Origin of the sequence: Frateuria sp. YIM B11624 (genome assembly GCF_049727805.1) — a bacterium.
Lineage (GTDB): Bacteria > Pseudomonadota > Gammaproteobacteria > Xanthomonadales > Rhodanobacteraceae > Frateuria_A.
The window spans coordinates 32920-54850 of sequence record NZ_JBCNYA010000026.1 but is presented as its reverse complement, the minus strand read 5'-3'; the positions used below and the strand labels follow the sequence as shown (position 1 = coordinate 54850).

General features: G+C 65.4%; 15 protein-coding genes. 7 read left to right on the top strand and 8 right to left on the bottom strand.

Annotated features, from left to right (window positions below; translation table 11 throughout):
• Positions 1-53 precede the first annotated feature (53 nt).
• From AAIL17_RS13660 to AAIL17_RS13625, 8 genes are all read right to left on the bottom strand, one after another.
• Positions 54-1796 (bottom strand): M1 family metallopeptidase, encoded by a 1743-nt coding sequence (locus tag AAIL17_RS13660; RefSeq protein WP_424683402.1) that lies wholly within the window; start codon positions 1794-1796, stop codon positions 54-56.
• A 97-nt stretch (positions 1797-1893) separates the two neighbouring features.
• Positions 1894-3744 (bottom strand): tetratricopeptide repeat-containing sulfotransferase family protein, encoded by a 1851-nt coding sequence (locus AAIL17_RS13655; protein WP_424683401.1) that lies wholly within the window; start codon positions 3742-3744, stop codon positions 1894-1896.
• Between the two features lie 102 nt (positions 3745-3846).
• Entirely contained in the window at positions 3847-6663 is a 2817-nt protein-coding gene (locus AAIL17_RS13650) for a TonB-dependent receptor domain-containing protein (RefSeq protein ID WP_424683400.1), read from the bottom strand.
• A 251-nt stretch (positions 6664-6914) separates the two neighbouring features.
• Positions 6915-8243 carry an aspartyl/asparaginyl beta-hydroxylase domain-containing protein gene (locus AAIL17_RS13645; RefSeq protein WP_424683399.1) on the bottom strand — a complete coding sequence of 443 codons (1329 nt, stop codon included), beginning with the start codon at positions 8241-8243 and terminating at the stop codon, positions 6915-6917.
• Between the two features lie 81 nt (positions 8244-8324).
• Positions 8325-9719 (bottom strand): leucyl aminopeptidase family protein, encoded by a 1395-nt coding sequence (locus AAIL17_RS13640; protein ID WP_424683398.1) that lies wholly within the window; start codon positions 9717-9719, stop codon positions 8325-8327.
• Positions 9720-9876: 157 nt separating this feature from the next.
• Positions 9877-10578 (bottom strand): HAD family hydrolase, encoded by a 702-nt coding sequence (locus AAIL17_RS13635; RefSeq protein WP_424683397.1) that lies wholly within the window; start codon positions 10576-10578, stop codon positions 9877-9879.
• A 12-nt stretch (positions 10579-10590) separates the two neighbouring features.
• Entirely contained in the window at positions 10591-11898 is a 1308-nt protein-coding gene (locus AAIL17_RS13630) for a LysM peptidoglycan-binding domain-containing protein (protein ID WP_424683396.1), read from the bottom strand.
• A gap of 372 nt (positions 11899-12270) precedes the next feature.
• Positions 12271-13647, bottom strand: coding sequence for a Do family serine endopeptidase (locus tag AAIL17_RS13625; protein ID WP_424683395.1), 1377 nt, complete (start codon positions 13645-13647; stop codon positions 12271-12273).
• 376 nt (positions 13648-14023) lie between these two features.
• Between AAIL17_RS13625 and AAIL17_RS13620 the strand changes: the two genes are divergently transcribed.
• From AAIL17_RS13620 to AAIL17_RS13590, 7 genes are all read left to right on the top strand, one after another.
• On the top strand, positions 14024-16174 hold the full coding sequence (locus AAIL17_RS13620; protein ID WP_424683394.1) for an adenosylcobalamin-dependent ribonucleoside-diphosphate reductase: 2151 nt from the start codon (positions 14024-14026) through the stop codon (positions 16172-16174).
• 122 nt (positions 16175-16296) lie between these two features.
• Positions 16297-16812 carry a histone H1-like repetitive region-containing protein gene (locus AAIL17_RS13615; protein ID WP_424683393.1) on the top strand — a complete coding sequence of 172 codons (516 nt, stop codon included), beginning with the start codon at positions 16297-16299 and terminating at the stop codon, positions 16810-16812.
• Between the two features lie 237 nt (positions 16813-17049).
• The gene (locus AAIL17_RS13610; protein ID WP_424683392.1) at positions 17050-17784 is read left to right on the top strand and encodes an NrdJb; all 735 of its coding nucleotides are present in this window, start codon (positions 17050-17052) and stop codon (positions 17782-17784) included.
• A complete protein-coding gene (locus tag AAIL17_RS13605; RefSeq protein ID WP_424683391.1) occupies positions 17777-19087 on the top strand; it encodes a DNA methyltransferase in 1311 nt (436 codons plus the stop codon). The genes AAIL17_RS13610 and AAIL17_RS13605 overlap by 8 nt, the downstream gene beginning before the upstream one ends.
• A gap of 5 nt (positions 19088-19092) precedes the next feature.
• Entirely contained in the window at positions 19093-20232 is a 1140-nt protein-coding gene (locus AAIL17_RS13600) for a DUF262 domain-containing protein (RefSeq protein ID WP_424683390.1), read from the top strand.
• Positions 20233-20261: 29 nt separating this feature from the next.
• Positions 20262-20984 carry an MAE_28990/MAE_18760 family HEPN-like nuclease gene (locus AAIL17_RS13595; RefSeq protein ID WP_424683389.1) on the top strand — a complete coding sequence of 241 codons (723 nt, stop codon included), beginning with the start codon at positions 20262-20264 and terminating at the stop codon, positions 20982-20984.
• A gap of 384 nt (positions 20985-21368) precedes the next feature.
• Positions 21369-21704: a hypothetical protein gene (locus tag AAIL17_RS13590; protein ID WP_424683388.1), complete on the top strand. Its 336-nt coding sequence runs from the start codon at positions 21369-21371 to the stop codon at positions 21702-21704.
• The last annotated feature ends 227 nt before the right edge of the window (positions 21705-21931 follow it).

The following is a 21931-nucleotide window of genomic DNA, read 5'->3' as shown; positions in this document are numbered from 1 at the left end:
CTCTCGCTGGAAGAGGGAGCCTGCGGGAACCGAAGGCCCGCCTGGCGAGGCCCTCAGTCCTTCCCGGCCGCCTTCTTCTTCTGTTCTTCCGCCTTCTTCCACGCGCGGAACGCTTCCACGTGCGGCATATCGCGCAGCACCTTCGAGCGCGGGTCGACGATCAGCAGGCTGCCTTCCGGCACCTCGAGCTCGCCCGTGCCGCCGGTCATCGGCAGCGTGTGCATGGTGTGGCCCACCTGCACCTCCAGCGGCATCGGGAACGGCTCGCCGTGCCCGGTCACCCAGCGGAACTGCAGCATGTCGCCGTCGCGCGTCGTCTCCAGCTTCGGCAATGCGGCGTCGTACAGATAGACGTCGAAGAACCACTTGAGGTTCTTGCCGGTGACCTGGTCGACGATGTCGAGGTAGTCCTGCGTGGTGGCGTAGCGCGGCTTGAAGTTGCCCGGCTTCGGGTCGGGCCGCCCGTAGACCAGCCGGCGCACGCTCTCGAAGAACGCGTCGTCGCCGATCAGCCCGCGCAGCGTGTGCAGCACCAGCGAGCCCTTGTAGTAGATGTCCAGGCCCGGCCCGGTCTTGCCGTCGTAGACCTGCTCCTCGGTTTTCGGCTGGCCCGACACGATCGGCTTCTTGTTGGACAGCGCCATCCGCTCGGTGTGCAGCATGGCGAAGTAGGGCATGTCGCCGTGCAGGTACTGGCCGTAGAGCGGCTGCATGTAGGTGCCGAAGCCTTCGTGCAGCCACATGTCGTCCCAGTTGCGGTTGGTCACCTGGTTGCCGAACCACTCGTGCGCGAACTCGTGCTGCAGCAGCCAGTCGAAGTCGTACTCGCTCTTCGGGTAGCCGTTGCCGTAGGCGTTGATGGTCTGGTGTTCCATCCCTAGGTGCGGCGTCTCGACCACGCCCATCTTCTCGTCGCCGAACGGGTAGGGGCCGATCTCCTGCTCGAAGAAGTCGAGCATGCGGGGGAACTCGCCGAACAGCGCCTTGGCGCCGGCATCGTGGCCGCGCAGGTACCACAGCTGCATCGGGATGGTGTTGCCGTAGCGGCTCTTGTAGTCGCCCTTCAGCTCCTCGAAGGGACCCACGTTGATGGTGATCGCGTAGGTATCGGGCTGCTTGATCCGCCAGTGCCAGGTGCGCGTGGCGCCGTTGTCCTTGATGCCGACCAGCACGCCGTTGCCCGGCGCGGCCAGCGCCTTGGGCACGGTCACGTACGTGTCGACCAGGTCCGGCTCGCCGGTGGGCTGGTCGATGCACGGCCAGAACAGGTCGCAGCCCTCGCCCTCGACCGCGCTGGCGATCCATGGCTGGCCATCGTCGGTGTGGCTCCATACGAAGCCGCCGTCCCACGGCGCCTTCTTGGCCACGTGCGGCTGGCCGCCGTAGACGATGGTGGTGCTGACGCTGCCGCCCTTGGCCAGGGCGTGGGGCAACTGGATGCGCAGCCGGCCGTCCGGGTTGCTCCAGGCGGCCTTGGCCAGCGGCTTGCCGTCCACGGCCACGCTCTTGATGGGGAGGTTGCGGTCCAGGTCCAGCAGCAGCACGTCGGTCGGCTCGCGCGCGGTGAAGCGCAGCGTGGCCTCGCCGTCGAGATGGCGCTTTGCCGGATCGATCGTGAAGTGCAGCTCCGCGTGGTCGAAGTTCAGGCGCGCCTGCTCGGCCGGCATGACGCCACCGGAATCGAGGGTCAGCGCGGTGAGCTTGGGCTGCTCGACCGCGGCCGGTTCGGACGCGTGCGCGCCGGCGGCGAGGCCGAGCGTGATGCCGAGCGCCAGCAAGGGCAGGCGTGGATGCATGAGGGGCGGCTCCTTGGGGTTCAGTCGGGCAGCATGCCGCGCGCGCGGTCGTCGCGACTAGGCCAGAAGTCACGGCGATGCCCGCCGCCGCGGAAGCTCAGGCGTCGTAGCCGAGTCGATCGATCAGTGGCCGCAGCAGGGGCAGCACCGGCTCGAACCGGTCGCGGTAGCCATGCCAGCGGTCGATCGCCCCGGGATGGATGCCCCGGGTGACCTGGGCATAGCTCGGTGTGCTGATGAAGCGCTTGTTCCGCGCATGCTCGGCGAAACGCATCATGGGCGATGCATCAGCGATATCGAGGAACGCCGCCAGGCTTGCGAGTGCGTCGGCGGGATCGCTGACGACCGATTCGTAGCGCCACTCGAACACGCGGGGGCGGAAGATGTCCGCCTGCCGGTACCACTGCTCGAAGGCCTGCACGTAGCCTTGTGCGAGCCGCTGCAGGGACGAGCACAGCACCATGAACGCCGGCGAGCGGAACGGCTGCATGGAACAGCTCAGCAGCACGTCGCACGGATGGCGCAGGCACAGGATGATGCGCGCCTGCGGGAACAGCCGCATGATCATCGGCAGACACAGCATGTTGAGCGGATTCTTGTCCACCAGCCGATGCTGCCCAAGGTCCGGCAACACGCGCCCGACCATCCGGAAGTAGACGGCGCGCAACTGCTCGGCCTCGGCGCCGGTCAGGTTCGCGAGGTCATCGGGGTAGCGCTGGCCGGCCAGTTCCATGCGCTCGGTCAGCTCGTGGATGAAGGCGCGCTCGTCCATGGAGCGGAAGTCCGGATGCGCATCGAGCATCTGCTCCAGCAGGGTGGTGCCCGAACGCGGAAAGCCGACCACGAAGACCGGGCTTTGCCGGCTGGCCGGTGCGGGCAGCGGCGTCCAGTGGCCGTGTGCGTCGCGGTCGACCTCGGCCATCTGCAATGGCTGGCTGCCGGGCGCCAGCAGTTCCGGCAGCACGGTGCGCGCGATCTCCAGCTGCGCGGCGTGCGCTGCCTGCAGGGCTTGCCATGCCTGTGCGTGCAGTCCTTGCCGGTCGCACGCCGAGGCCAGGGCGAATCCGGCGCTGGCGCGGGCTTCGTCGTCGGCGGCAAGCGCAAGCACGCGCCGGTACAGCGCCTCCGCTTCGGCCCAGGCGCCAGCGCGCATCGCCAGCGCGGCGTGCGCGCGCCAGCCGTCCGCGCGCGCCTGGCTGGCCTCTGCCGGCAGCGCGTCCAGCACGGCCAACGGCAGTTGCTCCAGTTCCTGCCGCGCCTGGTCGAGCTGGTTGTTGCGCTCGTGCAGCAGGACACGCTGGGCGGCGATGCGCAATCGCATCGGCGTTTCGGCCGGGCCTGCGGGCAATTGCGCCTGCGCCAGCGTGTGCAGCGCCGCCTCCAGCTCGCCCTGCACCGACAGCATTGCGGCCAGCACCAGCGCCTGCTCGGCCGGCTGGGCGGGCCAGCCGATGGCTCCGGCCAGCATGGCCTCCTGCTGGATGTTGTCGCCGCAGACGTAGCAGGCGTGCGCGGCCTGCAGGCGCGCCTCGATGAAATCCGGCGATCGTTCCACCGCGTCGAGCAGGATCTCCCGCGCCGGCATCCAGCGCCGCTGCTGGAGGTAGAGCAGGCCCAGGTTGTACAGCACGTCGGCATCGTCCGGCGCCAGCGCGCGTGCCTTCGACAGGGCCTGCTCGGCGGCCTCCAGCTCACCGTCCAGCCGGCAGGCGACGCCCAGGTTGTTCCAGTAGGCGGAGACTTCCGGCCGCCGTTGCGCCAGCCGGCGGAACGTTGCCGCGGCCAGGCCGTAGCGGCCGGTCGCCTGTTGCGCCACGCCGAGCAGCAACTGGATGCCTTCATCGGTCTCCGTGCCCGCTTGTGCGGCGAGCGCGATGACGCGCTCCATGTCGCCGGCGTTGTAGGCATTGCCGATGGCGTTGGCGAGATCGCTGGCTGGGTGAGGCATGCGTACTCGATTGCAGGTCGACCGGCCCATTATGCAAGAGGGGCCGCGGTATCAGCCGCGGCCCCTCCGGGTGCCTCGACGCCTCGCGGCGTTGCTACAGCCTCAGAACTTCACCGTCGCACGGGCCCAGTAGTAGCGCCCGAGCACGTCGTACGTGGCGGTGTCCACGTTGTAGTTCGAACCGTTCTGGTACAGCCGTGGCGGCTGCTTGTCCATCAGGTTGTCCACGCCGATGTCGAAGCGGGTGTGGATCGAGGGCACCGCGTAGCCCAACTGGATCGAGTGGTAGATTACCGAGGCGATCGGGATGTTCACCCCATGGATGGCGGCGTCGGCGTTGAGCGCGGTCAGGTTGTTGATGTAGCGCGTCTGCCATTGGGCGTTCCAGTTGCCCTTGTCCCAGCCGAGCGTGAGCGTGCCGCGCCAGCGCGAGATGTTGCCGAACTGCGGCGTGAAGGTGCCGGCGTAGTTGACCGTTTCGGCACCCGGCTCGCCCGGCGTCGCGTTGACGTTGTAGGTCGACGTGTAGCTGGTGTTGAGGCCGGCGCGGAAGTCGCCCGGATCCATGCTGCCCAGGTTGAAGTGCGGGATCTTGTAGCGCAGCGTGTAGTCGACGCCGCTGGTGCTGAGGTTGCCCAGGTTGACCACCGGGGTATTGATCAGGAACACCTGGCCCGGCTGCCTGCTGGTGTTGTCCTGGCGGTGGATGAACGAGCAGTACGGACTGCTGGCGTTATTGTAGCAGGAGTTGACCACGGTATCGGCCTGGATCGCCGTCAGCGTGTCGGACAGATAGATGTGCCAGAAATCCAGACTGGTGGAGAGGCCGGGCAGCCAGTCCGGGTCGTAGACCAGTCCGATATCGACCGACTTGCCCTTTTCGGGTTTCAGCGATGCACCGACCGTGGCGGCGCCGGAGTAGAACGTGTTGACCTGCGCCGGCGAGTTGCCGGCCCAGTTCACCGGGACGAACTGGCAGGCCGCCTGGTGCGCCGCCAGGTCGGCGGCAGTGCGTCCGACGCACGGATCGTTCAGGACCGGCTGCACCAGCGTGCGGCCGTCGTAGAGCTCATTGAGGTTGGGCGCGCGGAACACCTGCGAGATCGTGCCGCGCACCAGCAGGTCGTCGGAGGGCCGCCACTCGATCGCGATCTTGCCGTTGGTGGTGGTGCCGGTGGTGCTGTAGTTGGAACTGCGCACGCCCAGGTCCAGGTACAGCGATTTGGCCCAGGGCACCTCGGAGACCAGCGGGATCAGCGTTTCGGCGAACAGCTCCTTGACGTTGAAGCTGCCGCGACCGGGCGAGCCGCAGGCTTCCTGCAGGATCTGGCAGGTGGTGGTCACCGGGTCGAGCACCGCGAAGTCGCTCACGGTGTAGTTCATGAACTGCCGGCGATACAGCGCCCCGACCGACAGCTGCACCGCGCCGGCGGGCAAGTCCCACAGTTCGCCGCTGGCATCCACCTGGGCCTGCTTGGTGGACTGGGTGAAGACATAGATCGGCGTCTTCACGCCGGCACTCAGCAAGTCGCCCACGCTGGCCTGGTCGAAAATGTTCGCGCCGCCATCGACGGCGGCCTGCAGTGCCGGGATGTCGATCTCGTTGGTGTCGCGCTGGTCGCGCTTGGTATGGCTGTAGTTGACCGACGCATCCCAGATCCAGCTGCTGGTTTCGCCGAAATTGCCGCGCAGTCCCGCGTTGATCTGCCCGGTGTTGGTGGTGTAGCTGTGCACGCGCGTGCCGGCACCGGTCAGGCGGGTCTGGAAGCTGTAGCCGCTGTTGGGATCGCCAGCCACCGGGTTCTGGCTGAAGGTGACGCCGAACGGGTTGATCGGATTGTTGGAGTAGATGATCAGGCCGTCGCCCGTGCCGACCGGCGAAGGCGCATCCTGTCCGCTGGACACCGTGTGGTTGTAGAACGCATCGACGAATGCGGTCGTGTTGTCGGTGATGTTGAAGTTCGCCAGAACGAAGCCGTTGGTGCGCTTCTGCGCGGTCTGGATGTAGTTGAGGGCGGCGTAGTTGTAGGTGTCGGAAGAGAGGCGGCAGCGGTAGTCCGCCTGGCTGGAGCCGTCGCCCGAGGCCAGCGTCACCATCGCGGTGTCGGTCGCCGGATCGATCGCGCAGCCGTACTGCGAGGCGATCGAGGCCGGCACCTGGATGCGGCCGGTCGGGATCGAACTCGAACCGGCTTCCACCACCGAACCGCTCGACAGGTACAACTGCTGCCTGGAGAACTTGCGCCGGGCGGCGAGCGTCTCGTCGTACTTGTTGTAGTCGAGGCCGGCGGCGATGCTGTAGCGCTCACCGGTCATGCCGCCGGTCAGGTTGAAGCCGTGGCGTTGTGCGTCGCCGTGGCTGGAGATGCCGTCGTTCAGGCTGAACTGGACGCCCTTGAAGTCCTTGCGCAGGATGAAGTTGACCACGCCGCCGATGGCGTCGGAGCCGTACACCGTGGAAGCGCCTTCGGCCAGCACGTCGACCCGCTCGATCATTTCCGGCGGGATCAGGTTGATGTCCGGATTGGACATGCGCTGGCCGTTGACCAGCACCAGCGTGCGGTTGTTGCCCAGGCCGCGCAGCGAGACGCGCGAGGCGCCGTCGCCGGCCTCCAGCAAGGGGCTGGCCACGCCACCGCCGTTGCTGTTGTTCTGCGGATTGGTGGCATTGCCCGAAATGCTCGGCATCTGCTGCAGCACGTCGCCCAGCACGGGCTTGCCCGAGTTGCTGATCGTTGCGCGATCCAGCGTCACCACCGGACTGGCCGTTTCGGCATCCACGCGGCGGATCAGCGAGCCGGTCACCAGAACCGATTCCAGCGTCTTGGCTTCCTTCTTGGACGGGGGCGAGGTCTGATCAGGCGTGGCCTGATCCGTCGACGGCGGATTCTCCGGCGTCGACACCTGCGCTTGAACCATTCCCGCCACCGAAAAAACACCCACACTCAACGCAAGACGCACTGCCAATGACAAGCGATTCAAGTCGTTTTTCATGTGCACTCCCCGGTGAAGTAGATCCCCTGCTTCCCCCGCTCTTTTCGAGCGCACCGAGTATGACAGCAACAACTGTTTAACAAGCAAGTGCCCATGCGCTTAGTCATGGGTGCGGCGATGGGCGCGCCGTGCGTGTCCCCGCCGATGCTTGCCGTGGACGGTATCGGCCTGGCCGGCTAGGCGTCCGGCGTCGAGCGGTTGAAGTCGCCGATGGCCGCGACCAGGTCGGCCACCGCCATACGCTCCACTTCGCTGAGGTCGGGGTTCCAACTGTCCATGATCAGCACCACGCGGGTCTGCCCGCTGTGGTTCCACGCTTCGTGCTCGAAGGTGTCGTCGAAGGTGACGCAACGGCCTTCTTCCCACACATGGGTTTGCCCGCCGACACGCAGAGCGCAATCCGGCGGCACGATCAGCGGCAGGTGCGTGACCAGGCGCGTGTTGGTGACGCCGCGGTGCGGCAGGATGTGCGTGCCCGGGCGCAGCACCGAGTACAGCGTTTCCGGCGCGTGGTCGCGCACCCGGACCAGCGGCATGGCGTCCAGCAGTCCGCTGGTGCGTGGGCAGCGCGCGCAGTTCGCATCGTGGCGCACACCGTGCCGGTAGAAGAAGAACGCATCCCATGCGCCTTCCTGCGTGCCGGTCGAGCCGAGCAATTGCGCCGCCACCGCCTCGGCCGTGGGCGCCCCCAGGAAAGGCACGAGCCGGTCTTCCGCCTCCGACAGGACGGCGCGAAGTTCCTCGCGTATGACTTCGACGGCCTGCTCCAGCCGTGCGTGTTCCGGAAAGCGATCGCGCGGGTAGAAGGGCTGGCTGGGCACGCCGGGGAAGTACAGGAACAGCGGGCGCTGCCGCGGGTCGGGCAGCGGTGCGGGCTGTTCGTGCAGGTAGATGGCCAGGCACTGGTCGACGCGGGACAATTCCGCGCGCCCGTAGCGCTGTCGCAGCGGTTCGATGACCGCGTCGAACAGCTCGCGGCGACCCGCGGCGACGTACTGCGTGGCGTGTTTCACCGCCTCGCGCAGGCCGGGGGCGGTGGTGTCGTCGCTGAGCCAGCGTCCCTGCGCCTGTGCCGCATTGATCGCACCCAGGTACGCCACCATCGCATCGTGCCGGTGCCCCTGCCGTTCGTATACGACGCCCAGGCGCAGGCGTGCCACGAACATGCCCGGTGCCAGCGCCAGCCCCTCGCGCAGGCTCTCTTCGGCGCCGTGCAGATCCCCCGCCTGCACCTGTGCGGCGCCCAGTTGATGCAGGATGGCCGCATCCCGCGGTTGCGCGCGCAGCGCGGCGTGCAACGACGCGATCGCGCCCGCCGCGTCGCCGCGGCCGAGCTGGCGGGACGCCACGAACTGCAGCGCGTCGGCATCATCGGGCCGGATCGCGAGCAGGCGCGCAAAGGCCTGTTCGGCACCGGCCAGGTCGCCGCGCTGCATCGCGGCGAGTGCCTGCTCGCGGCAGGCCGCGGCGGCGGCGTCCGGCGGGGTGCCCATCGGTGCGTTCATGCGCGCAGCGTAGCGGACAAGTATCCGGATCGGGTCAGGCCGTGGAGCGGCCGGTCATGCACCGGCGATCGACGGGTCAGGTCAGTGCGCGTAACGGCGCTGCAGGAACGCAAATGCTGCGCGCAGGCCCATCGCCTCGCCGCCGCGCGGACGGCCGGGGCGATCGGCATCGTTCCAGGCGTAAGTGTCCAGGTGCATCCACGGCAAGCCCTCGGGCACGAACCGCTCCAGGTACAGCGCCGCAGTGATCGCGCCGGCATGGCGCGACGGCCCCGAATTGGCGAAGTCGGCCACCGAGGAGTCGAGCATCTTGCGGTACGGCCGCCACAGCGGCAGCCGCCACAGCGGATCGGCCACCGCGCGGCCGGCAGCGAGCAACTGTTCGGCATCCGCATCCTGGTTGGCGAACAGCACCGGCAGGTCCGGGCCCAGCGCCACGCGCGCGGCGCCGGTGAGGGTGGCGTAGTCCAGCATCAGGTCCGGCTGCTGCTCGGCGCCGTAGGCCAGCGCGTCGCAGAGAATCAGCCGGCCCTCGGCGTCGGTGTTGTCCACTTCCACCGTGTGGCCGGCGCGGGTGGTGATCACCTCGCCCGGGCGCATCGCGTTGCCGGCGACCGCGTTCTCCACCGCGGGAACGAGCAGGGTCAGGCGCACCGGCAGCTTCGCCTGCATCACCAGCCCGGCCAGCGCGATCGCGTGCGCGGCGCCGCCCATGTCTTTCTTCATGTTGCGCATGCCGTCGGCGGGCTTGAGGTCGAGCCCGCCGGTGTCGAAGCACACGCCCTTGCCGACGATCACCAGTTTCGGATCGGACGCCTTGCCCCAGCTCAGCTCCACCAGCCGCGGCGCGCGGTGGCTGGCGCGGCCGACCGCATGGATGGTGGGAAAATTGGCCTTGAGCAGCTCCTCGCCGACCCAGTCGCGGAACCTGGCCTTGTGCGCCCTGGCCAGTTCCTTCACGGCGTCGGCCAGTTGTTCGGGGCCCATGTCCTCGGTCGGCGTGTTGACCAGGTCGCGCACGCGCGCAGTCGCCTCCACCAGCGGCGCCAGCGCGGCGAGGTCCGCGGCGGGTACGGCCAGCGTGGCCGGCGCGCGTCCGCCCTTGCGGTAGCGCTCGAAACGGTAGGCGCCGAGCGCCCAGCCCAGTGCGGCCAGGAAGGTGTCGCCGAGCGCGCCCTGTTCGGCCAGGTGGTAGCTGCCCGCCGGCAGCGCGAACGGCAGGCCGGCCAGTGCGCCGAGCGGATCGGCCGGATCGATCGCCACCAGCACGCGGGCCAGCCTGCCGTTGCCGTCGGGCAGCAGCGCGCAGCGCGCGGGCTTGGGCTCGAAGCCGGTCTGCTCCAGCCACCGTCGCTGGCCGGCGTCCAGGCGGCGCAGGGCCGCCTTGTACGACGCGCTGTCGACGGTCTCGATGGCGATGCCCCGGGCCTTGCCGGCCTTGCGTTCGATCAGGGCGGACGTGGAGCTCTCCGGCATGGCTTGGCCTCGTGGCGTGCGGCGAGTCGGACATGATGCGCCGATCGGCCGGGTATGCCAAACCATCACACTCCGACGCGCGCGTGATCCGAGCCCTCTCCCCTCCGGGGAGGGGGTTGGGTGAGGGGCCGGGGCTCGCGGGATCGCCTGCCGAAACCTAGCCGCCGCCCTGGCTCCGCTCGAGCCAGTCAGCCAGCGCGGTCATGTCGGGCAGATCGAGATCCGGCGGCGCCCCCAATCCGGCAGGCCATGGCTTGCCTTCGCGGTTGATCCACGCCGTGCGCAACCCCGCATCACGCGCGCCGCACACGTCCAGTCCCGGATCGTCGCCCACGTGCAGGATCTGCTCCGGCGCCACGCCCAGCCGCTGCGCCGCCTCGCGGAAGATCCGCGCATCCGGCTTGCCCACGCCGGTGTCCCGCGCGCAGACGTGGCAATGGAAGTGCGCGTGGATGCCGATCCGTTCGAGGTCCGCGTTGCCATTGGTGAGGCTCGCCACCGGCCAGCGCGCGGTGATCCGCTCGAGCGCCGGCAGCGCGTCGGCGTACAGCTCCACGCGGTTGCGCGCGGCGTAGTAGATCTCCCACAGCACCTCGACCGGCGCCTCGGCCAGTCCGCAGGCGGCGAAGGCGCGCTGCATCGTCAACTGGCGCTGGGTGGTGAAGTCATGCGCCAGGTCCAGCCGCTCGGCGGCCACCTGCGCGCGCAGCTCGCGCATCGCCGCAATCGGCCAGCGCGTGGCGACCTCCGGGTGGTGCGTGCGCAGCCAGGCGTCGACCTCGCGGTCGGCGCATTCCAGCGCCGGCAGCACCGGCCACAGGGTGTCGTCCAGGTCGAGCGTGAGCGCGAGGATGCGCACGCGCGCCCGCGCTCAGCGTTCGCCGATGCGCAGCACCTGGCCAGCCTTCACCGCATTGCCCTTCAGGTGGTTCCAACTGCGCAGGTCGGACACGTCCACCGCATGCGCGCGGGCGATCGAGAACAGCGTGTCGCCCTTGCTCACCGTATAGGTGCGCGGCTTCGCGGCGGTGGACTTGACCGTGGCGCTGGCGGTGACCTTGGCGAAGGCCGGGCCGCGCGCGGCGGCGGCATCGACCGTGGTCGCCTCGCCCTTGATGTTCTTCAGGCTCGCCCTGGCGGCCGCGGTTTCGGCGGCCTTGGCGCGGCGTTCCTCCAGCGCGCGGCGCGCCTCGGCGGTGCGCTCGGAAGTCGGCGCGTTGGCGGCGCGCGAGGCATAGGTGGCGCCCGGCGCGGCGACCGGCGGCGCGGTCGGCGTAGGCTCGCGCACGGCGCGCGCGCCGACGGCGGCGAGGATCTGCGCACGGCGCGAGGCGTCCATCGAGGCCAGTGCGGTGCCGGCGGCGTAGGGCACGGTGTTGTGCGAGCGCAGCGCCGCGACCGCCTTGTCCGAGGTGGCGAAGTCGACGAAGGCCTTGGCCTCGGCGGCGTGCGGGCTGGACGGGTTGGTCACCAGGTAGAGCGGCGCGTACAGCTTGTAGCTGCCACTGGCGACGGTGCTGGCGCTCGGCGCGACGCCGTCGATGCGGATCATCTTGACCTTGCCGTTGGCCGCCACGCGCGAGAGCGTGGTCGCGCCCAGCGCCTTCGGGTCCAGCGTCACCGCCTCTTCCAGCTTGGCGGTGTTGACGTACAGGCGCGGCGCGGCGACCGGCTGGTTGCCGCGGCCGAACAGCAGCTTGCGCAGGCTGAATTCGACGCCGTCGCCGGGGCTGGCCGCCGCGTACACGTCGATCGGCTCGCTGCGCCCGCCGACCTGGTTCCAGTTGGTGATCTTGCCGTAGTAGATGTCGTGCACCTGCTGCAGGGTCAGGCTGCTCACCGGGTTGGACGGGTGGGTGATCATCACCATGGCGTCCCACGCCACCGGCGTGAACACCAACCCGGCCTCGGCCGCGCTGCCGTTGCCCGGGCGCGCGCTGCCGGCGATGTCGGCGCTGCCGTTGCGCAGCGCGTCCAGGCCCGAGGCGGTGTTGAACGGCTGCAGGTCGATCTTGCCGTGGCCGCTGCGGGCCCAGGCCTTGGCGACGTCCTCCATCATGCCGCGCGTGGTGGCCACGTCGCCGCGCAACACCAGGGTGGGGCCGGCCGCGAGGGCGATGGACGTGAGGCAGGCGCCGAGCAGCGCGGCGACGATGAGGCGAACGGAACGGACGGGCATGACTTCGGACGACCTACGGCTACGATGAATGGCGTGAGCGTGCCGTGCAGGCGGCATGCGCGCAGTGATGGGAGTCCGGTATTTCATCGGTCCCATCGCCAAACATCAAGCGCGGTCACAGGTTGGCGTTAAGGAAAGGCGGAGTAGGGCGCGGATGAAGTTGCCGCGCTTCTGCTCCCTCTCCCCTGCGGGGAGAGGGCTGGGGTGAGGGGCCGGGGCTCGCGGGGATGTCGCTGCAGGGTCGGATCGAAAAAGCCCTGGTCCGGCGCACGAACAGGCTCCGGCGCAAGAGCGCCCCCTCACCCCAACCCTCTCCCCGCAGGGGAGAGGGAGCAGCATTCGGCGAGCCTCACATCCGCGCAGTCCATTACCTCAATCCATCGGCACGTACTGCACGCCCTCATCGTTCTGCACCACCAGCACGAGCTGCTGCGGCTGCATCGCGACCAAGCCGCGCAGGTCGCGCAGGCTGGTCACGCGGCGGTTGTTCACGCCGATCACGGTGTCGCCCTCGCTCAGGCCCAGCCGGTCGGCCCGGCTGCCGCGCTGGACCGTGGTGACCGCCACGCCGGCGGCGCCCTGGCTGCGCTGGGCCAACGACAGCTCGCTGAAGCGCACGCCGGCCAGGCGCGGATCGAGCGTGCCGCCGTCGAGCGTGGCGAGCTTCTCCGGCGTCAGCGTCGCATTCACCTGGTGCGCGGTGCCGTTGCGCGACACCTTCAGCGTGACCTGGCTGCCCAGCGGCAGCAGGCCCTCGGCGTTGCGCAGTTCGTCGCTGTCGTGCAGCGGCTTGCCGTCGATCGACTGCAGCACGTCGCCGGGCGCCAGGCCCGCGTTGGCCGCCGCCGAACCGGGCGCGACGCGCGTCACCACCACGCCGTCGCTGGCCGACAGGCCGAGCAGCTTCGCAATACGCGGGGTGATGTCCTGCGTCTGCACGCCCAGGCTGCCGCGCACCACCTTGCCGTGCGCGATGAGCTGGCCCATCACCTGCGCGGTGAGGTTGCTCGGGATGGCGAAGCCGATGCCCACGTTGCCGCCCGAGGGCGAGAGGATCATCGTGTTGATGCCGACCAGCTCGCCGTTCAAGTTGACCAGCGCGCCGCCGGAGTTGCCCGGGTTGATCGAGGCGTCGGTCTGGATGAAGTTCTGGTAGCCCGAGCCGCCCAGTCCCGAGCGCCCCAGCGCCGAGACGATGCCCGAGGTCACCGTCTGGCCCAGCCCGAACGGATCGCCCACCGCCACCACGAAATCGCCCACGCGCAGCTTCGACGAATCGGTGACCGGCAACGCCTTCAAGTGCTCCGCCGGGATCTGCACCACCGCCACGTCGGTGTCCGGGTCAGTGCCGATCAGCTTGCCCTTGAACGTGCGCCCGTCCTGCAGCGTCACGGTGATGTCGTCCGCGCCGCCGACCACGTGGTTGTTGGTGAGGATGTAGCCCTTGGCCGCATCCACGATCACGCCCGAGCCAAGGCTCTGCTCGACCCGCTCGCGCGGCGAGGAGGGCAGGCCGAAGAACTGGCGGAAGATCGGGTCGTCGAAATACGGATCGCGCACCGCCACGCGCGTCTTGGTCGAGATGTTCACCACCGCCGGTGTCACCTTCTGAAGCATCGGCGCCAGCGACGGCAGCGGCTCGCCGGCCACGCTCGCCGGCAGCGCGGCCCGGCTGGCGACGGGCCAGCCCAGCAGCAGCGCGCCGCACAGCGCGAACGCATGGGCAAGGGAAAAGTGGCGGGCGGTCATGCGGATCTCCTTCGACAAAAAAACGCACCGGGTCTGCGACTGTAAACCGGCCGGCCGGGTTCCCTGGTGACGACGGGCGCCCGCGTCGTCGGCGCCAAACCGCGCTGGCGGTGGACGACCGATTTTTCAGTTGACGCCTACGCAAGGCAGCGATACCGTTCATGCCCGGTCGCACCACAACATCTTGTGTGAGTCGCTCGGTCGCTCTCCCAAGTGCTGTGTCGATGCGGCAAACCTCGGGGGAGGGCGCCGCAAGGCCGGGAAGATCAGCAACGCGCATGCCGCCGTGCCGTCCGCAAGGGACGCCGTGGCTGATGCAGGGCGTGGACAGAACAACTCTAAAGACGGGTCGCAAGGCCGGAGGTCAAACAATCCGATGAGCACCATGCGCGCACCACTCGCCGCCAACCGTGATGCCGCAGCCATCCCGCTGCAACCGGCTTCCTACGACATCTGGGACAAGAAGTACCGCCTGCGCACCAAGTCGGGCGAGCCGGTCGACGGGACCATCGACGAGACCTGGCAGCGCGTCGCGCGCGCGCTCTCCGACGTGGAAGCCACCGACGAGGCGCGCACGCACTGGTACGAGCGTTTCCTGTGGGCGCTGCGCCGCGGCGCGATCCCGGCCGGCCGCATCACCTCCAACGCCGGCGCGCTGGAACACAAGCCGGCCACCTCCACGATCAACTGCACCGTGTCCGGCACCATCCGCGATTCGATGGACGACATCCTGGAGAAGGTCCACGAGGCGGGCCTCACGCTCAAGGCCGGCTGCGGCATCGGCTACGAGTTCTCCACGCTGCGCCCGCGCGGCGCGTACGTGTCCGGCGCCGGCGCCTACACCTCCGGCCCGCTGTCCTTCATGGACATCTACGACAAGATGTGTTTCACCGTGTCCTCCGCGGGCGGTCGCCGCGGCGCGCAGATGGGCACGTTCGACATCTCCCATCCCGACGCCAAGGAATTCATCCGCGCCAAGCGCGAGGACGGCCGGCTGCGCCAGTTCAACCTCAGCCTGCTGATCACCGACGGCTTCATGCAGGCGGTCGAGCACGACCAGGACTGGCCGCTGGTGTTCCCGGTGCACGTCAAGGAGCAGGACGAGCTCGACCTCACCGACCCGAGCAAGGTCGTCTGGCGCGAGTGGCCCACCCACGAGAACTACGTCGACCGCGAGGACGGCTTGGTCGCCTGCAAGATCTACGGCCACATCCGCGCGCGGCACCTGTGGGACATGATCATGGTCTCGACGTACGACTACGCCGAGCCCGGGTTCATCCTGATCGACAAGGTCAACGAGATGAACAACAACTGGTGGTGCGAGCACATCCGCGCCACCAACCCCTGCGGCGAGCAGCCGCTGCCGCCGTACGGCTCCTGCCTGCTCGGCTCGATCAACCTGACCACCTTCGTGCGCGACCCGTTCGGTCCGAAGGCCCGCTTCGACTGGGACGAATACCGCGAAGTGGTCAAGGTGTTCACCCGCATGCTCGACAACGTGGTCGAGATCAACGGCCTGCCGCTGCAGCAGCAGCGTGACGAGATCATGGGCAAGCGGCGTCATGGGATGGGGTTCCTTGGCTTGGGCTCCACGCTGACCATGCTCAAGATGCGCTACGGCTCCGAAGCCGCGGTCGGCTTCACCGAGGACGTCTCGCGCGAGATGGCCGTGGCCGGCTGGGAAGTGGCGCTGGACCTCGCCAAAGAAAAGGGCCCGGCGCCGGTGCTCGCCCGCGACTACACCGTCACCGGCGATATGCTGCGCAAGCGCCCGGAGATGGCGAAGGACGGCTGGAAGATCGGCGACACCATCCGTGGCAGCGTGCTGCACGCCAAGTACAGCCGCTACATGCAGCGCGTCGCCACCGTTGCTCCCAACCTGGTCGAGCAGCTCGCCGAGACCGGCGCGCGCTTCACCCACCACAGCTCGATCGCGCCCACCGGCACCATCTCGCTGTCGCTGGCCAACAATGCCTCCAACGGCATCGAGCCCAGCTTCGCCCACCACTACTCGCGCAACGTGATCCGCGAGGGCAAGAAGTCCAAGGAAAAGGTCGAGGTCTACAGCTACGAGCTGCTCGCCTACCGCGCCCTCATCAACGCCAACGCGTTGCCGTTCTCCGACGACCCGGCCGCCAAGCTGCCGGAGTACTTCGTGGCTGCCGACGACATCAGCCCGAAGGAGCACGTGGACATCCAGGCCGCCTCGCAGAAGTGGATCGACTCGTCCATTTCCAAGACGGCGAACGTGCCCACCGACTACCCTTACGAAGACTTCAAGGACATCTACTTCTACGCCTACAAGCAGGGCCTGAAGGGATGCACCACCTTCCGCTTCAACCCCGCCGCCTTCCAGGGCGTGCTGGTGAAGGAAGCCGACCTGGAAAGCACCCTCTACCGCTTCGAATTGGAAGACGGTAGCGTTATCGAACTGAAGGGCAACGAGCAGGTGGAATACGACGGCGAAATGCACACCGCCGCCAACCTGTTCGATGCCTTGAAGGAAGGCTATTACGGCAAGTTCTAGCCAACAGCGGGTCCCACACAAAACCAGAGTCGGAGGGGAAGACCACCATGTCCATCGATACCGAAAACCAGGCGTTGAACAGTTCCATGCCGTCCACGGGTGACGCACCGGCCGCTGCGCCGATGGGCGCGCCCGCTCCGCAGACCCCGGCACCGGCCAAGAAGGCGGCTCCGAAGAAGGCCGCCAAGAAGGCAGCCCCGAAGAAGGCGGCGGCCAAGAAGGCCGCTCCGAAGAAGGCCGTCGCCAAGAAGGCTGCGCCGAAGAAGGCGGCGGCCAAGAAGGCGGCTCCGAAGAAGGCCGCTGCCAAGAAGGCTGCGCCGAAGAAGGCGACCGCCAAGAAGGCCGCTCCGAAGAAGGCCGCCGCCAAGAAGGCCGTGAAGAAGGCATCGGCCAAGAAGGCGGCACCGAAGAAGGCATCCGCCAGGAAGGCCGCGCCGAAGAAGGCCGCCGCCAAGAAGTCTTCGGCCAAGAAGGCCACCCGCAAGGTCAGCAGCAAGAAGACGGCCGTGAAGAAGGCCGCTCCCAAGAAGGCGGCAGGGAAGAAGTCCGCCAGCAAGAAGGCCGTCGCCAAGTCGACGGTCAAGCGGTCCACTGCCAGCAAGAAGGCGGCGCCGAAAAAGGCTGCCCGCCGCAAGTAAGCAGCACCGGCTCCGGCCCGGGCGCTGCCCGGGCCGGAACCACTTCGAACCACCGCCCGCCGCGCACCGCCTCCTGGGATCTAACGCCCGCTCCGAGCCCGCGCCGCCGCACCGCCAAAGCGGAAATCCATCTCCCGCTTCGCCGCACCAGATGGATTTCTCCTTTCGCGATACGCCTATCGCCCACCACCCGGCTGTCGCCCAGGCGACGCCCCAGCGCAAAGAGAACGCACACCCATGACGATCAAGATCGAAAAGAAGATCAAGGGCTACCAGGTCGTCAAGCCCGAGGACAAGGCCGCCCCGGCCGCCGCCCAGCCTGAGAAGAAGGCCGCCGAGCCGCGCCAGGCCGAAATCATCCAGATGCACGAGAGCGTCGAGCGCCCCGAGGCACTGATCGGCTCCACCTTCAAGATCAAGTCGCCGCTGTTCGAGCACGCGCTGTACGTCACCATCAACGACATCGTGCTCAACCAGGGCACCCCGCACGAACAGCGCCGCCCCTTCGAGATCTTCATCAACTCGAAGAACATGGACCACTTCCAGTGGATCGTGGCGCTCACCCGCATCCTCTCGGCCGTGTTCCGCAAGGGCGGCGACGTGACGTTCATCGTCGAGGAGCTGAAGGCGGTGTTCGACCCGAGGGGCGGCTACTTCAAAGCCGGCGGCGTCTACATGCCCAGCATCGTGGCCGAGATCGGCGCCGTGATCGAGCAGCACATGAAGAACATCGGGCTCATCCATGATCCGGAGATGGACGAGGCGCAGAAGAAGCTGGTGGCCGAGAAGCGGGCGGCGTATGAGGCGGCTGCGGCGGGGAAGAAGGCGGCTGAGGTGGCGTCCAATGCCGAGAGCAATGCCAGTGGGTTTCCGCCGGGGGCGACCTTGTGCGCGAAGTGCAATACGCAGGCGCTGGTGCTGATGGACGGGTGTCAGACTTGTTTGAATTGTGGGTATAGCAAGTGTGGCTGAGCCTGATGTCCGCTGCCTCTATGCGTTGGAGGCTTTAAAAGTTCTCAATCCGAAGCGCTCGACGGACAAGCTGGAAAAGCTCGACCAGAAGATCTTTCCTTACTACGCCGGATATTCGTTGGGTTTTGCAGAGGAATTGCTGCAATCGGTAGGCCTGAAGACAGGTAGCGTTGTTCTAGATCCATGGAACGGTGCTGGCACTACTGTTTTGGCAGCGAGAGGAAAGTATCGCTGCTATGGTTATGACCTAAATCCGGCAATGGTGCTCGTCGCAAGAGCTGCGCTCCTCCCGCCAGAGATTTTGCCGAGTGTTCGTCCGCTGGCTAGGACGTTGGCTGGTACGGAGTTGCGAGCTCTTTCCGCTACCGACCCGTTACTCACGTGGCTGAAGCCAGCTGGCGCAGCGGTGCTGCGCTCTATCGAGAGCGGCGTGCGCTATGGCTTGATCGATCACAAGGCAGGCTTGGATTCCGACGTTGGCAAGCTAGTCGATCAAGCAACGCCACTTGCCGCTTTTTTTTATGTGGCATTGTTCCGAGCTGCAAGAAGTGTGCTGAGGGACTTCATCCCGTCAAATCCGACGTGGGTACGTGAGCCGAAAGATAAGGCGCATCGGATTCAAAAGAACGCAGCGGATATACGTGCGGCCTTTTTGCACGAGGTAGAGAAGCTCTCCGAACTTGTAGCAGCCGCTGAGCCTGGTTCCTATGGCGGTAGTTCTCCGGTGGTGCAACGGGGCGACGCGACCCGGATCCCATTGGGCGACCATACGGTTGACTGCACTTTGACGTCTCCGCCTTACTGCACGCGAATTGATTACGCAGTTGCCACGTCGATCGAGCTTGCAGTGCTGGCAGCAAGCCCGGAATCCTTCGACCAACTTAGACGCGCTTTAATGGGGACTTCGACCGTGCCCAAGACTGCGCCGGAAACTAACGAGCTTTGGGGCCCCACCTGTCTGAAGTTTTTGAAGGACGTCCGTACGCATGGTTCGAAAGCGTCCGCCACCTACTACACGAAGAACCACTTGGCCTACTTTGACGCGCTTTACAAAGCGTTGTCTGAGCTACGGCGCGTTACGCGCCCAGGGGGAATGTGCTTCATAGTAGTGCAGGATTCTTATTACAAGAACATACACAACGATCTTCAGCAAATTATTGTTGAGATGATGAATGGAAAGTTTGAATGCTTTGAAAGGCACGACTTCAAAATAAAAATGTCGATGGCGAGCGTGAACTCCCGTGCAAGGGCCCATCTGGGAGATCGTGTAAACGTTGAAAGCGTTCTTTGCTTCAGAGGATGAGGGACATGGCAACCGGTCAAACATACGTCGAGCTCATTAGTGCGGTCGACTCTAGGTTGAAGAACGTTCATACCCAGAGCCTTGATATTTCGTTCAATGAGCTCGCGTCCATGGTCCAGGAAAAGGAATTGGACATCAGTCCGGCTTATCAACGACTTTTTCAATGGAGCGAGGGCGCTCGATCAAGATTCATAGAGTCCCTTCTGTTGGAGATGCCGGTGCCGCCAATTTACATGGTGGAGGAGGATGACGGAAGAAAGCTTCTTATCGATGGGCTCCAGCGGATCTCTTCCTTTCTCCACTTCCGTGGACTATTGAATGCTCCTCACCTCGACCCAGCGATTGGTGTCGGCCAATTTCTTACGTTGCAGGAATGCGATATCGTTCCGGAATTAAACGGGAAAACATACGACGATCTCGGTACATCCCTCCAAATCAAACTTAAGCGATCCTTTGTTCGAGTAGAGGTCATAAGAAAGGGGAGTGACCCAAGATTCAAATACCATATGTTTAAGAGGCTTAATGCCGGTGGTGAGGCGCTCACTCCGCAAGAGCTGCGCAATTGCACTATTCGCCTGCTGAATAGCACGTACATAGACTTTATGAACCAACTGGCTAAGGACGAAGATTTTGTTGTCTGTACGTCGACCTTGTCGGATGAGCAAATCAAAGCCAGCTACCCTGCAGAACTCGTTCTTAGATATTACGCTCTAAAAAATTATCGCGACAACTTCCGGCATGATGTGGCAGATTTCCTGACAGAATATCTGGAAAAAATTTCGGACCCAGAGATAACGCTGCCCTTCGATATGAACTCGGAGAAAGAAAGCTTTCGGAAGACATTTGGCATTTTTCGGGCAACTTTGGCCGAAAAGATGTTCGGAAGGGCGAACAAACAGCTCCGCGGGCTGATTGCTGGGTTTGGTGTTTACCACTACGAAGCATTCGCGATAGGCCTTCAGGCGGTCATAGATCAGCTGGACCCGAGTGACCTCGCGCAGATGCAGAACTTGGGCGCGGTCTTCACAGAGATCAAACTGGACCCAGAATTTGTTGCATTGACTACTGGCGGTGGAAAGAACAGCCCCGGGCCCTTGAACTCAAGAATTTCCTTTGTTGCATCAAAATTGGCGGGGCGTGTATGAGGCTAGCGCCCGGGCAGTTGCGGGCCGAGATGGAAGCCGATCTTCTGTGGAGAACGGATGAAATTAGGTTTCTCCAAAACACGCTGACATCAGTGCCTGAGTCTGATAAGGATAAATTGCGCAGAGCACTACTGTTGCTCTTGTATGCTCACTTCGAGGGGTTTTGTAAATTTGCATTAGACAGTTATGTTCGCGCGGTAAACCAAGAGCGCGTGCATTGCTCTCGCGCAGCGCCTTCTCTAGTAGCGGCCACGCTACACGAGGTACTTCACGATCTAAAGAGCAACAAGAAAAAATCAAAAATATTTACCGACCACTCTTCCGAGGATGGCGCGCTCCAGGGATTCGCGCGAGACGTTGAGTTCGTACAGAAGTCCACTCGAGTCTTTGGCCGGAAAGTTAACATTCCGGAGTCTGTTGTGCAGACCGAGTCCAATCTTTGGGCTGAGGTGTTAAAAAAGAATCTGTACCGCTTAGGTCTTCCGTTTGATAGCGTTGATATTCACCGCAATCGTATTAATGCGCTTGTTCTGCTCCGGAACAAAATATCACACGGGGAGTTTAAGCGAGGGATAAAGGAGATCGTTTATTTGAAGATCAGGGACTCATCGCTCACAGTTATGGAAGATTTGATGCGTGCCGTTTATGATGCGTATTCTTCGCGCCTTTTTCTCAGAGATGGTCATCGCCGCGCTGGGGTTCCGCCAAGGCAAAGAAATATTAGCCCAGCCCGTCGTTTGAGCTGGGTTTAATAAAACCCGGGTCAGAGTGCGCTTTCTTCGCAGTCGACTCAGACCCGAACTAACGGGATCAGGGCCTGAGGTTTCCCCACGTTTTCACGTCGTAACTCTCATCCGAAACACCGAAACACGGGTCAACAACTAACAACTAACGGGGTCAGAGCCCCTTATCCCCGGGTAGCAAAGCACCTCGCGCTAGATGGTCCTGCGGACGAAAGGTTGCTGCCGGTCTAATAAGGGGATGCGGTTTAGCTAACGGGGTCAGGTTCACTTCCCTCAGGCTGCCTGGGGCGATAAGCCGCGCGCCGTCTCTTCGAACCAGGGGTTGCCCGCTCGTCACGGAGCGCGGCAGGGTGGGGCAGTAGGCTGCTTTTTCGCTCGCCTCCTTGCGCACCCATGCTGACCAGCCTTCGCTCCTCGACGTCGCTGCTGCTGAGTACCTTGTTCCTGCTGATGGGCGTCGGCCTGCTCCACTCGCACATCGCACTGGAGGGACGGGCGCTGGGGTTCTCGGTGGCGATGATCGGCTTGCTGACGTCGGCGTATTACACCGGTTTCCTGGTCGGCACCTACACGGTCCCGCGGCTCACCCACCGCATCGGCCACATTCGCGCGTTCGCGTTCTGTACGGCGCTGGTGACGCTGGTGGTGCTGGTGCAGGCGCTCGTGCCGGCGTATGGCGTGTGGCTGGTGCTGCGCAGCCAACTATCGGGGTCAGCGCCGCTTTTTTAGGATTCGGTCGCTACTAAATTGACACTCTGGGGCAGGTCACGGCGGTCAAGGCGATGGACCCTCCGCCCAGGAATAAGGGGACGTGGCTAATTAAATAGGATTGCCGGCGTGTGGTCGGCCAACTTAATTTGCCGCGTCCCCTTTCTTCGCAGACGCCTCACCTGTTTTTTCGGCTGGCGCGCGAGCGCGGCTATGCTGGGTCCGATCCATGCCGAGAGAGCCCATGT